General features: G+C 64.1%; 9 protein-coding genes. 2 read left to right on the forward strand and 7 right to left on the reverse strand.

The window, feature by feature from the left end:
- Nucleotides 1-208: 208 nt before the first annotated feature.
- From parC to pgi, 4 genes are all read right to left on the reverse strand, one after another.
- Nucleotides 209-2,464, reverse strand: a complete 2,256-nt coding sequence (gene parC, locus ACUN9Y_RS00185) for a DNA topoisomerase IV subunit A (RefSeq protein ID WP_445458656.1) — start codon at nt 2,462-2,464, stop codon at nt 209-211.
- A gap of 376 nt (nt 2,465-2,840) precedes the next feature.
- Nucleotides 2,841-4,721: a DNA topoisomerase IV subunit B gene (gene parE / locus ACUN9Y_RS00190; protein ID WP_445458657.1), complete on the reverse strand. Its 1,881-nt coding sequence runs from the start codon at nt 4,719-4,721 to the stop codon at nt 2,841-2,843.
- 269 nt (nt 4,722-4,990) lie between these two features.
- A complete protein-coding gene (locus tag ACUN9Y_RS00195; protein WP_445458658.1) occupies nt 4,991-5,626 on the reverse strand; it encodes a YqiA/YcfP family alpha/beta fold hydrolase in 636 nt (211 codons plus the stop codon).
- Between the two features lie 188 nt (nt 5,627-5,814).
- Entirely contained in the window at nt 5,815-7,485 is a 1,671-nt protein-coding gene (pgi, locus tag ACUN9Y_RS00200) for a glucose-6-phosphate isomerase (RefSeq protein ID WP_445458659.1), read from the reverse strand.
- Nucleotides 7,486-7,572: 87 nt separating this feature from the next.
- Here pgi and cmoA point away from each other — a divergent pair, with 87 nt between their 5' ends.
- Both cmoA and cmoB read left to right on the forward strand, forming a co-directional pair.
- The gene (gene cmoA / locus ACUN9Y_RS00205; RefSeq protein WP_445458660.1) at nt 7,573-8,334 is read left to right on the forward strand and encodes a carboxy-S-adenosyl-L-methionine synthase CmoA; all 762 of its coding nucleotides are present in this window, start codon (nt 7,573-7,575) and stop codon (nt 8,332-8,334) included.
- The gene (gene cmoB / locus ACUN9Y_RS00210; RefSeq protein WP_445458661.1) at nt 8,331-9,338 is read left to right on the forward strand and encodes a tRNA 5-methoxyuridine(34)/uridine 5-oxyacetic acid(34) synthase CmoB; all 1,008 of its coding nucleotides are present in this window, start codon (nt 8,331-8,333) and stop codon (nt 9,336-9,338) included. The genes cmoA and cmoB overlap by 4 nt, the downstream gene beginning before the upstream one ends.
- 358 nt (nt 9,339-9,696) lie before the next feature.
- Here cmoB and ACUN9Y_RS00215 read toward each other — a convergent pair whose 3' ends face one another.
- The 3 genes from ACUN9Y_RS00215 to cysD form a co-directional block, all read right to left on the reverse strand.
- Complete coding sequence (locus ACUN9Y_RS00215; protein ID WP_445458662.1) at nt 9,697-9,942, reverse strand: Rho-binding antiterminator; 246 nt, start codon at nt 9,940-9,942, stop codon at nt 9,697-9,699.
- 382 nt (nt 9,943-10,324) lie between these two features.
- Entirely contained in the window at nt 10,325-11,752 is a 1,428-nt protein-coding gene (gene cysN / locus ACUN9Y_RS00220; RefSeq protein ID WP_445458663.1) for a sulfate adenylyltransferase subunit CysN, read from the reverse strand.
- Entirely contained in the window at nt 11,753-12,715 is a 963-nt protein-coding gene (gene cysD, locus ACUN9Y_RS00225; protein ID WP_445458664.1) for a sulfate adenylyltransferase subunit CysD, read from the reverse strand.
- Nucleotides 12,716-12,843 lie beyond the last annotated feature (128 nt).

Genomic DNA, 12,843 nt, shown 5'->3' on the forward strand with positions numbered 1-12,843 from the left:
ATGCTGGCGGCCGCAGGCGTCGAATCGTGCAAGCGAAACGTTCCGCCTGACGGCAGCCGGTCGTGTGGGGGCTTTCTACAAGCCTGGCCGCGGGCGCCTCTACAAGCCCAGCCGCGAGGGCTCTCTACAAGCCCGGCCGCGGGCGCCTCTACAAGCCCAGCCGCGGGGGCTTCTACAGGCCCAGCCGCGGGGGCGTTATCAGTGCGTGCTACGTCTCGAGTGTCTCGAGCCGATCCACTTTCTGCAGGCCGCGGGGCAGCTTGCTGCCGCGTCGCCCCCTGTCGCCCCGATAATAGTCTAATTCGTCGCCCTTGAGCGTGACCTTGCGCTTGCCGGCGTGGACCACCAGCGAGTGGCCCGGTGCCAGCACCACCACGCCACGCACGAATTCTTCGCGGCGGGCAGCCCGAGCGCCGGGAATATCGATCATCTTGTTGCCCTTGCCCTTGGACATCTCCGGCAGCTGTTCCAGCGGGAACACCAGCAGGCGGCCTTCATTGGAGACCGCCGCCACGGTCAGGCCTTCGCCGTCGGGCAGTTCCACCGGTGCCATCACGTTGCAGCCTTTCGGCAGGCTCAGCACGCCTTTACCGGAGCGATTCTTGCCGGTCAGATCCTCGAGCCTGGCGATAAAGCCATAACCGCCATCGGAGGCGAGCAAGAAGCGCGTCGTCGGGGCGGCCAGCATCACCCCGGTCATGCTGGCGCCGGCGACCACATTGGCCTTGCCGGTCACCGGCTCACCCTGGCCCCTGGCGCTCGGCAGTTGATGGGCCGGTAACGTATAGGCGCGCCCGGTATCGTCGAGCAGCACCAGTGGCTGGTTGGTCTTGCCGCGGACCGCCAGGTGGAAGCGGTCGCCGGCCTTGTAGGACAGCCCGTTGGGGTCGATATCATGGCCCTTGGCGGCACGGATCCAGCCCTTCTCGGAGAGCACCACCGTCACCGGGTCTGCGCCCACCAACTCGACCTCCGACAGTGCCTTGGACTCCTGACGCACAACGATCGGTGAGCGGCGGTCGTCACCGTACTCTTCGGCCGCTTCACGCAGTTCCTTCTCGATCAGGTTGGTCATCGCGGCGGCGCTGCCCAGCAGCTTCTCGAGGCGCTTGCGCTCTGCCTCGAGTTCATCCTGCTCGGTGCGAATCTTCATCTCTTCGAGCTTGGCCAGGTGGCGCAGGCGCAGCTCAAGGATCGCCTCGGCCTGGCGATCGGACAGGCCGAAGGCCGCGATAAGCGCGCGCTTCGGCTCGTCCTCCTCGCGGATGATGCGGATCACCTCGTCGATATTGAGATAGGCGATCAGCAGGCCTTCGAGCAGGTGCAGGCGGTCCTGAACCTTGCTCAGGCGATGCTCCAGCCGTCGGCGCACGGTGGTGCGGCGGAACTCCAGCCACTCGCTGAGCATGTCAGGCAGCGGCATCACCCGGGGACGACCGTCAAGGCCGATCACGTTCAGGTTGATGCGCACGTTCTTCTCAAGATCGGTGGTGGCGAACAGGTGCGCCATCAACGCCTCGATATCGACCCGATTGGAGCGCGGCTCGATGACCAGGCGCGTCGGCTCTTCGTGGGTCGACTCATCACGCAGGTCTGCCACCATGGGCAGCTTCTTGGCCTGCATCTGGGCGGCGATCTGCTCCAGCACCTTGGCACCACTGACCTGGTAAGGCAGCGCGGTGATCACCACCTGCGCCTCTTCCATCACATAACGCCCACGCAGCTTCACCGAGCCCCGCCCGCTCTCGTAGACCTTCCTGAGCTCGGCGGCCGGGGTGATGATCTCGGCCAGGGTCGGGAAGTCCGGCCCCGGCAGATACTCCATCAAATCGACGGTGGTGGCACCGGGGTTGCGCAGCACATGGCAGGTCGCCTCGACCACTTCGCGCACGTTGTGCGGCGGAATATCCGTCGCCATGCCCACGGCGATACCGGTGCCGCCATTGAGCAGCACATGGGGCAAGCGCGCTGGCAACACCACCGGCTCGTTCATGGTGCCGTCGAAGTTCGGCGTCCAGTCGACGGTGCCCTGCCCTAGCTCGGACAGCAGTACCTCGGCGAACCGGGACAAGCGCGCCTCGGTGTAACGCATGGCGGCAAAGGACTTGGGATCGTCGGGACTCCCCCAGTTGCCCTGTCCATCGACCAGCGGATAGCGATAGCTGAACGGCTGAGCCATGAGCACCATGGCCTCATAGCAGGCGCTGTCGCCGTGGGGATGGAACTTACCCAAGACGTCACCGACGGTACGCGCCGACTTCTTGTACTTGGCATTGGCATTCAGCGCCAACTCGCGCATGGCGTAGATGATGCGCCGCTGGACCGGCTTCATGCCGTCACCGATATGTGGCAGCGCTCGATCGAGGATGACGTACATCGAATAGTCGAGATACGCCTTTTCGGTGTACTCGCGAAGGGACAGGCGTTCGACGTCGCCCTCCGCCACCGGAATATCTATGGTCATAGGTTCTCTCTTTCCCGCCCCGCCACCAGGGACGGAGATCACGATCTCTTGAAAGCAGCCGGAAGCGACAAGCCGACAGCGTGAACAAGCCCTGCGCCTCTCTGCCGTTGCCGCCCCGTTGGGCGTGGCGACGTCCCGGGCTTTCTCTCATCAGACATCCACCAGACATCCACCAGACACCCACCGGCGACGCGGTTAACGCTCGTGGCCGAGGCGCCTTAAGGTTCCTGTCGCGCCGTCGCCGAGCGGCTGCCCGCATCTGGCTTTGCGCATCTGGCTTTCTGCGTCGGGCTTTGCGCATCTGGCTTTCTGTACCTGGCTTTCCGCATCTGACCCAGGTTGAAGGCGCGCTTCGGCCTCACCGCGCCTACCGCGTTTATATCTCGATGTCCGCCAGGTTGCCGTAGTCTTCGAGCCAGCTCTTGCGGTCGCTGGCTCGCTTCTTGGCCAGCAGCATGTCCATCATTTCCATGGTGCCGTCGTCCTGTTCCCGGGTCAGCTGCACCAGGCGCCGGGTCTCCACCGCCATGGTCGTTTCGCGTAACTGCAGCGGGCTCATCTCGCCCAGGCCCTTGAAGCGCTGCACGTTCGGCGTGCCTCGCTTGCCTTCGAGCTGACGCAGGATCGCGGCCTTCTCGCTCTCATCGAGGGCATAGTGCACCTCCTTGCCGAGATCGATGCGGTACAGCGGCGGCATGGCGACGAACACGTGACCAGCGTCGACCAGTGCCGGGAAGTGGCGCACGAACAACGCGCACAGCAGGGTCGCGATGTGCAGGCCGTCGGAGTCGGCATCGGCGAGGATGCAGATCTTGTGGTAGCGCAGCTTGGTCAGGTCTTCGCTGACCGGATCCATGCCTACCGCCACGGCGATATCGTGGACTTCCTGGCTGCCGTAGATGTCATGAGAGTCGACTTCCCAGGTGTTCAGGATCTTGCCGCGCAGCGGCAGAATCGCCTGGGATTCGCGGTTGCGAGCCTGCTTGGCACTGCCGCCGGCCGAGTCCCCCTCGACCAGAAACAGCTCGCTGAGCGCCGGGTCCTGGCCGCTGCAGTCGGCCAGCTTGCCGGGCAAAGCCGGCCCCGACGTGACCTTCTTGCGTGCGACTTTCTTCGAGCTCTTCTGACGCCGCTGGGCGGCGCTGATCACGAGTTCGGCCAACGCCTCGGCCTGGTCGACATGATGGTTCAGCCACAGCGAGAAGGCGTCCTTGACCACCGCGGAGACGAAGCCCGCCACGGTGCGTGACGACAACCGCTCCTTGGTCTGACCGGCGAATTGGGGATCGAGCATCTTCACCGACAGCACGTAGGCGACGCGTTCCCACAGGTCTTCTGCGGTGAGCTTGACCCCGCGGGGCAACAGGCTGCGGTATTCACAGAACTCCCGCAGTGCGTCCAGCATGCCCGAGCGCAAGCCATTGACGTGGGTGCCACCCTGGGCCGTGGGAATCAGGTTGACGTAGCTTTCCATCAGCGAGTCGCCGCCTTCCGGCAGCCACTGAATGGCCCAGTCCACGGCCTGCTCATCGTCGGCGAAGTGGCCAACGAAGGGATGGGCCGGCAGTACCTCATAGCCGTCGGTGGTCTGCGCCAGGTAGTCGCGCAGGCCGTCTTCGAACTGCCACGCGCTTTCGGTGCCATCGGTCTCGACCAGCACCACCTTGAGCCCGGGGCACAGTACCGCCTTGGCCCGCAGCAAGTGCTTGAGCCGCGGCACCGACAGGCTGGGGCTGTCGAAATAGCTGAGATCCGGCCAGAACCGCACCAACGTGCCCTTGGCCCGCTTGGGCGCCGAACCGATCACCGCCAGCGGCGATACGGTATCGCCATGCTCGAAGGCCATGCCATGGCGATCACCGTCCCGAGCCACCTCGACCTCGAGACGCCGAGACAGCGCGTTGACCACCGACACGCCGACGCCGTGCAGTCCGCCGGAGAAGCGGTAACTCGACGACGAGAACTTCCCGCCGGCATGCAGTCGCGTCATGATCAGCTCGATGCCCGACACGCCGTGCTCCGGGTGAACATCGATGGGCATGCCACGGCCGTTGTCTTCCACTTCGACACCGCCGTCTTCGCGCAGACGCACGGCAATCTCGCTGGCGTGCCCGGCCAACGCTTCATCGACACTGTTGTCGATGACTTCCTGAACCAGGTGGTTGGGGCGCGAGGTGTCGGTGTACATGCCCGGGCGCTTGCGCACCGGATCGAGTCCCGAGAGCACCTCAATCGAACTGGCACTGTATTGGGTCATGCGAGATCCATCATCGTGATAGCAAAGGTCATGGTGGAGGGCATCCAGGTGGCTGAGATCATGATGGCGTGGCGCCTGCGCTCCGATCGCTCATCGAAGGCGTATCGCCGGCCTGCTGGTACGAACTGCCCCGCGCGTAGCCGACGTCCAGCGCAGCGCACAATGGCGGCAAGCAAGACAAGGGCCTGCCTGAACGCTGCCAGGATGGCCTGCGCCTGGCCCACGCCTGGCCTTGGAAGGCCCTGCTAGGCCAGCGCTTGGAGCGCGATTCAAGCGCCGGGGACGACGGGCGCAATGCGCCCCGGCGCGAGGCGGTAGCCGGCGAAAGCCAGCACCGCCGGCAGGTAGTCGGCCAAGGCCGCGAAGCCATGCTCGCCGCCCGGGTGCAGGATCATCTTCGCGCCCCGGTAGGCGGCGAAGGTATCTGGGCTACTCAACGTCTCATCCTGCGTTACCAGCAGCACCAGATAGCGCCAGGGCGACACCGTCTCGGGTGTCATGGCCGCGATCTGGTCACGGTGCGCCGGCTCTATGGCAAAGCTCTCGCCGGTATAGTCGTTGATGAAGCGCTGACCCAACATGGTGTCGACCAATCCCGCAGGGCGCACCGCCGGGTTGATCAGCACCGCCTTGAGGTCGTGGCGTTCGGCCAGCACCGTGGCCAGAAAACCGCCCATGGAGCTGCCCACAACGACCGGCCGTGGCCCCAGTTGCGCAAGCGCCGCCTCGGCAACCGACAAACCATCGTTGGCCCTGGAGGCGAGATCCGGGGTTCGACAGGCAAGCCCCAGGTCGTCACAGGCGGCCTTCACCAGCCGCGCCTTGGGCGATGCCCCAGCGCTGTTGAACCCATGCAAATAAAGCACACCGCTAGCCGCGGCGCCTGCTGCACTTTCGCTCAGCATACCGGAAACCCTGTATATTTTACCAGCATCCGTCCCCTTCTCCGCGCTTGTCGCAGCGAACCTCGTCGCTGCCTCCCCGCCGGGCAAGGCCCGAGCTCGGCGCGAGGCATCGGTCGAGCGCCGTTGACGCTCCCGCGAGCTTACCCCAGGCATGTTGGTCGATGGATACGCAGGGGCCTGGCCCGGCCTTACTGGTCAGACGTCCGCCAGGCCGCCTCGATCAAGCCTCGGGTCGAGGCATCCATCGCTTCTACCCCTTCGCGCTTCTCGATGATGTCACGGGTCTCGTTGGCAATCTTCTTGCCCAGTTCAACGCCCCACTGATCGAACGGGTTGATGCCCCAGATGGTCGCCTGGACGAAGACCTTGTGTTCATAGAGGGCGATCAGCGCGCCCAGGGTGGCGGGCGTCAGGCGCTCCAGCAACAGCGTCGTCGATGGCTGGTTGCCGCGGTAGCGCATGTGCCCCGGCCGCGGGCCTTCGTCGTCGATGGCGTCATCGCCGAGCATCAGCACCCGGGATTGGGCGAAGCAATTGGCCAGGGTCAGGCGATGTTGGCTCATCAGGTGCGCCCGCGTCGCCGAATCCGTCACGTCGTCATAGCGCGACAATGGCGCGATGAAATCACACTCCACCGCCTGGGTGCCCTGGTGCAGCAACTGATAGAAGGCGTGCTGGGCATTGGGACCGAGTTGCCCCCACAGCACCGGACAGGTCGAGTACTCGACCGCCTCTCCCTTGTTGGTCACGGACTTGCCGTTGGATTCCATCTCGAGCTGCTCGAGATAGGCGGCGAAGTACTCCAGGCGGCCGTCGTAGGGCAGAATGGAATGGGCGCGGATATCGAGGAAGTTGTTGTTCCAGATGCCGGCTAGCGCCAGCATCACCGGCAGATTGTCGGCGAGCGGCGCGGTCTGGAAGTGACGATCCATGGCGTGAGCACCGGCGAGCAATTCGCGAAAGCCGTCCATGCCGATGACCAGGGCGATGGGCAGGCCAATGCCGCCCCACAGCGAATAGCGACCGCCGACCCACTCCCAGAACTCGAGCTGATGATCGCTTGAGATGCCCCATTCGGCCATCTTGTCGGGACTGGCCGAGATGCCGATGAAGTGCTGACGCATCACCAGGCTTCTGTCGACTCCTTCTTCCCGCGATACCCCGTTGAGCCGCGCCAGCAGCCAGTCCCGTGCCGTGGTCGCGTTGGACAGGGTATCGATGGTGGTGAAGGACTTGGAGGACAGCACGAACAGCGTCGTTTCCGGGTTGAAGCGGGCCAGGTACTCCGCCAGCTGAGAGCCATCCATGGTCGAGGCGAAATGGACCTCGACCGGGTGACTGGCGTCGGGACGACGGTCGACCAGAGCATTGGTCACCATCAGCGGCCCCAGGTCGGAGCCGCCGACGCCCAGGTTGACCACATCCCGAATCGGCTTGCCGGTGGCGCCCCGCCATTGCCCGGACAAAAAGCGCTCCACCATGGCGTCCATCCGGGCAAGCGTTGCGTGAACGCCTGGCACCAGGTCTTCTCCTTCGACCACCAGCGAGGCGTCCTCGGGTAGCCGCAGGGCCGTATGCAGCGCCGGACGATCCTCGCTGATATTGACCTTCTCCCCGGCGAGCAGGCGGCGAATCGCCTCGGGGACCTCGGCCTGCTCGGCGAGCTCCAGGAGCCGATCGACGGTGTCCTGTTCCCAGCGCTGCTTCGAGAGATCCAGTGTCAGACCGGCCGCTTCACGCCGAAACGTTTGAAAACGATCCGGTGCATCGTGAAACATCTCACGCAGATGACGTTTCCCGACCTCTTCGGCGTGGGCCTTGAGCGCCGACCAAGCCGACGTCCGATTGATCTCTGACATTCATCCTCTCCTTGACGAGCTGTCGTGCAGCCGCGTGTCTTGACGCGTAGAATATGCTCCTTTCCAGCTCCAAGACACCGTCGACCCATGAGTGACGCATCTTACCGTGACGCCATCTTTTCCACACCCCTGGACAAGGTGGCGCGCTTTTCGTTCGACGAGCAGGTCGTCGCCTGCTTCCCCGACATGATCCGGCGCTCGGTGCCGGGCTACGGCCAGATACTGGCCATGCTCGGCCTCATCGCCCGCCGTCACCTGCGCCATGGCGCCCACGTCTATGACCTGGGGTGCTCTCTCGGCGCGGGCGGACTGGCCCTCGCCGGGCACCTGCCGCGCGATGCCTTCCGGCTGACCGGGGTCGATCTGTCGCCGGCCATGGTCAAGCGCGCCCGCGAGACCCTGGCCGAGGAATACCCCGATCATGACATCGAGATCATAGAGGGCGATATCCGCACCCTCGACTACCGCGCCTCGGGCATGATCGTGCTCAACTTCACCCTGCAGTTTCTCGATCCGGGGGAGCGCGAGGCACTGCTCGTGCGCCTCTACGAGGCGTTGGAGCCCGGCGGCGTCCTGGTGCTTTCGGAGAAGATCAAGGCTGGCGATGAGCAGGACAACGCCTGGCTCGTCGAGCGCTATCACGACTTCAAGCGCGCCAACGGCTACAGCGACCTGGAGATCAGCCAGAAGCGCAACGCGCTGGAGAACGTGCTGGTTCCCGATCGCCTGGATGACCACCACCGACGTCTTGCCGCTGCCGGCTTCTCGCGCTCGCTGACCTGGTTCCAGTACATGAACTTCGCCTCGATGGTCGCCTTCAAGGATCCTGACGCGGAGATGACGCCGTGAGCGTGCCGGATCATCAACGCGCCCTGTACCGCGCCTTCCTCGAGCAGTCCTTCCAGCACGAAGCCATGGGCAAGTGGCTGGCCCGCTTGCCCGAGCAATTTGCCCAGGGCCTGGACCGCAAGCGCCATGGCGACCTGCCCGGCTGGGAAAAGGCCGTCGCCAAGCTTCCGGCCCTGCCAGACCGCCGCTGCGTGCGGCTCGACGCGGACAGCGTCACGGTCGACGTCGAGCTCGACGACAGCCGCTCGCGCCAGTGCGAGAACCTGCTCAAGGCGCTGATGCCCTGGCGCAAGGGGCCCTACCGCCTGGCCGGCATCGCCATCGATACCGAATGGCGATCCGATTGGAAGTGGCAGCGCGTCGCGCCCCACCTGGCACCGCTGAAGGGACGCCGAGTGCTCGACGTTGGCGGCGGCAATGGCTATCACGCCTGGCGCATGAGCGGGGCCGGCGCCGAGTTCGTGCTGGTCATCGACCCCTCGCCACGCTTCTACTGGCAGTTTCAGGCGGTGAAGCACTTCATCGGCGCTGCCGATCAGGGCCGAACGCATTTTCTGCCCGTCGGCATCGAGGATATGCCGGAGAGCCTTGGCTTCTTCGATACCGCCTTCTCCATGGGCGTGCTCTACCACCGCCCGTCACCGCTTGAGCACCTCGCTCAGCTCCGCGACACCCTGCGCCCGGGGGGCGAGTTGGTGCTGGAAACACTCGTGGTGGCGGGTGACGACACCACCGTGCTGCTGCCAGGCGATCGTTACGCGGCGATGCCCAACGTCTACTTCTTGCCCTCTTCCGCCGCGCTCAAGGGCTGGCTGGAGCGCTCGGGCTTCTGCGACGTCAAGGTAGTGGACGAGGCCATCACGTCGTTGGACGAGCAGCGCGCCACCGAGTGGATGACGTTTCAGTCGTTGGCGGACTTTCTCGACCCCGCAGACCCAAACCTTACCCGCGAAGGCTATCCGGCACCAAGACGCGCCGTGCTGGTCGCCACCCGGGCGGGCTAAGGCCGTCGCGCCGGTCAGCGTGGCGCTCTATAGGTCAGCGTGGCGCCCGATAGATCAGCATGGCGCCCGATAGATCAGCGTGGCGCCCGATAGATCAGCGTGGCGCCCGATAGATCAGCATGGCGCCCGATAGATCAGCGTGGCGCCCGATAGATCAGCGTGGCGCCCGATAGATCAGCATGGCGCCCGATAGATCAGCATGGCGCCCGATAGGTCAGCGTAGCGCCCGATAGATCAGCGCTGTTCCCTGCCCCGTTCCCTGACACTTCAGGCCGCGCAAACGACGCTGCCCCAGGGCCCAGTACAGGCCATGGGGCAGCGCTTGCCAGGCAGTGATGTCAGCTATGCCAGCGGTCGATCAGACGAAGTCCAGCACCATGAAGTACGGGTTGTCGATCAACACTTCCATCCGGGTAATCTCGTCCAGCACCACCACCTTGTCGCCGCGCTCGGTCTTGAGCGACAGACACTCTTCGCGCTGTTCGTTGAAGTCGGTATCCAGGGCCTCCCCGTGCCTCTCGGCGCCGCCTCGCAAGGACAGCTTTACCGGGAAGTGGTAAAGGCAGGCTATTTCGATATTGTCGTAAAGATGGCATGCAATCATGGTCAGACCTCCTTGCACAGCCGAAGGGCAGATGCCGCCTCTGTGACGACGCAAGCACCGCATCCTGCCTTTGGTTTAGATCAGAGACCAGCGGATCACCAAGTGCCTGCCCGATAAGGATAAATGCCATCCGTGATCGCTTAGGCCTTGCCGTGTCACGGGACTGAACCCGGCGCGAAATGGACAAGCCAAAAGTGGCAGGGAAGTCCATGGCAAGGGCCTGTTCCACCGGGCTTTTGGCGCTATCGGGGCGACTCATCGCGCAACGGCCAGCGCGTCCCGGGTCGCCCCGACCGTCCGGAGGCGACCGACCAAGAGCCGCAAAAAAGCGGACCCCGGTGGTGCACCGGGATCCGCTGATAGGAGGGTACTGCCGGGACCGTCAGCCCTTGAGCAGCTCGCGCAGGTCCTTGGCTTCCCAGTGCGGGAAGTACTTTCTCACCAAGGCGTTGAGCTCGATTTCGAAGCCGGCCCAATCGACTTCTCCCACGGCGCTGGCATCGGCTTCGGCGACGCCACGGATCATGCCGGCACCGACGGTGACGTTGGTCAGGCGGTCGATGACGATAAAGCTGCCGGTACCAGGGATGCGGGCGTAGTCATCGATGGCCACGTCCGCCGTCAGCGAGACCTTGCACCGCGCAATGGCATTCAACTCGAGCCGCTCGGCGCCATGCTTCTCCAGCGTGTTGACGTCGACCTGATACAGAATCTCCTCCACACGCCCGGCCACAGAACGCCCGGCCAGGCGGATATCGACCTGGCGACCCGGCTCCAGCGGCGTTTCGTGCATCCACACGATATCGGCCTCGAATGCGCTGGACAGAGCAATGTCGGCGTCTTCGGCCACCAGCCAGTCACCGCGCGAGATGTCGATCTCATCGGCGAGCGTCACGGTGATCGCCTGGCCCGGATAGGCTTCATCGAGATCGCCGTCGAAGGTCACGATGCGATCGACGCGACTGACCTTGTTCGATGGCAACACCTTGATCGCCTGACCGGCACGCAGGATGCCCGCCTCGAGGGTGCCGGCGTAACCGCGAAAATCCAGGTTGGGGCGATTGACGTACTGCACCGGCAGGCGCAGGTCGGTCAGGTTCTGATCGCGGCTGACCTCGACGGTCTCGAGCAGCTCGAGCAGGGTCTCCCCCTGGTGCCAGCCGAGCCTATCGCTGCGATCGACCACGTTATCGCCCTTGAGCGCGGACAGCGGCACGAAACGGATGTCCTCGGCGGAGAGCTGCGTGGCAAACGCCCGATACTCGGCGACGATCTCGTTGAAGCGCTCTTGTGAGTACTCGACCAGGTCCATCTTGTTGACCGCGATGACCAGGTGCTGGATGCCCAGCAGGTCGGCGATGAAGCTGTGGCGCCGGGTCTGGGTCTGCACGCCATAGCGCGCATCGATCAGGATGACCGCGAGCCCCGCGGTGGAGGCGCCGGTGGCCATGTTGCGCGTGTACTGCTCATGCCCCGGGGTGTCGGCGATGATGAACTTGCGCTTGTCGGTCGAGAAGAAGCGGTAGGCCACGTCGATGGTGATGCCCTGCTCACGCTCTGACTGCAGGCCATCGACCAGCAGCGCCAGGTCGACCTCTTCCCCGGTGGTGCCCTGGGTCTTGGACGCCTGGGTGATGGCGGCGAGCTGATCATCGAAGATCATCTTGGAGTCGTGCAGCAGGCGCCCGATCAGGGTCGACTTGCCGTCATCGACACTGCCGCAGGTGATAAAGCGCAGCAGATCCTTGTTCTCGTGCTCGTGGAGATACTGCTCGATATTGTCGGCGATCAGCGTTGATTGATGAGCCATTTAGAAGTATCCCTCGCGCTTTTTCTTCTCCATGGAGCCGGCCTGATCGTGATCGATGGCGCGGCCCGAGCGTTCGCTGGTGCGGGTCAGCAGCATTTCCTGGATGATGTCCGGCAGGGTGGCGGCCTTGGACTCCACCGCGCCGGTCAGCGGGTAGCAGCCCAGGGTCCTGAAGCGCACCGACTTCAATTCCGGCGTCTCGCCTTCGTCAAGCGGCAAGCGCTCGTCGTCGACCATGATCTGCATCCCGTCACGCTCGACCACCGGGCGCGGGGCGGAGAAGTACAGCGGCACAATGTCGATGTTTTCCAGATAGATGTACTGCCAGATATCCAGCTCGGTCCAGTTGGACAGCGGGAAGGCACGAATCGATTCGCCCTTGTTGACCCGAGCGTTGTACAGGTTCCACAGCTCCGGACGCTGGTTCTTCGGGTCCCAGCGGTGGTGCTTGTCACGGAACGAGAACACGCGTTCCTTGGCACGACTGGCTTCCTCGTCGCGACGGGCGCCACCGAAGGCGGCATCGAAGCCGTACTTGTCCAGGGCCTGCTTCAGGGCCTGGGTCTTCATCACGTCGGTATAGCCGCTGGAGCCATGATCGAAGGGGTTGATGTTGGCCGCTCGCCCTTCTTCGTTGGTATGCACGATCAGCTCCATGCCCGCTTCCGCGGCCATACGATCGCGAAACTCGATCATTTCCCGAAACTTCCAGGTGGTGTCCACGTGGAGCAGCGGAAACGGTGGCGACCCTGGATAGAAAGCCTTGCGCGCCAGGTGCAGCATCACCGAGGAATCCTTGCCGATGGAGTACATCATCACCGGATTGGCGAACTCGGCGGCCACCTCACGAATGATGTGGATGGACTCGGCCTCGAGCTGCTTGAGGTGCGTCAGGCGCTTCGGCGTCAGTGTCGCGCCGGCCTGAGCGGCTCCCTCGCGGGAAGGTGCATGAAGACTGGTCATGGCCCGGATACCTCGCATGACGTGGGCGAAAATGGCATGCGAGGGAGAATACCGCGGGGCGAATAATAACGTAAAAGAATTAATATCTATCTTTTTAGAACGAAAAACACTTCTTCCACCGCGAGAGC

The sequence above is a fragment of the Halomonas sp. V046 genome, assembly GCF_052645355.1.

Coding starts and splice junctions, on each gene's coding strand:
- parC (WP_445458656.1), bottom strand. CDS start 2,464: ATGACCATAGATATTCCGGTGGCGGAGGGCGACGTCGAACGCCTGTCC.
- parE (WP_445458657.1), bottom strand. CDS start 4,721: ATGACCCAATACAGTGCCAGTTCGATTGAGGTGCTCTCGGGACTCGAT.
- ACUN9Y_RS00195 (WP_445458658.1), bottom strand. CDS start 5,626: ATGCTGAGCGAAAGTGCAGCAGGCGCCGCGGCTAGCGGTGTGCTTTAT.
- pgi (WP_445458659.1), bottom strand. CDS start 7,485: ATGTCAGAGATCAATCGGACGTCGGCTTGGTCGGCGCTCAAGGCCCAC.
- cmoA (WP_445458660.1), top strand. CDS start 7,573: ATGAGTGACGCATCTTACCGTGACGCCATCTTTTCCACACCCCTGGAC.
- ACUN9Y_RS00215 (WP_445458662.1), bottom strand. CDS start 9,942: ATGATTGCATGCCATCTTTACGACAATATCGAAATAGCCTGCCTTTAC.
- cysN (WP_445458663.1), bottom strand. CDS start 11,752: ATGGCTCATCAATCAACGCTGATCGCCGACAATATCGAGCAGTATCTC.
- cysD (WP_445458664.1), bottom strand. CDS start 12,715: ATGACCAGTCTTCATGCACCTTCCCGCGAGGGAGCCGCTCAGGCCGGC.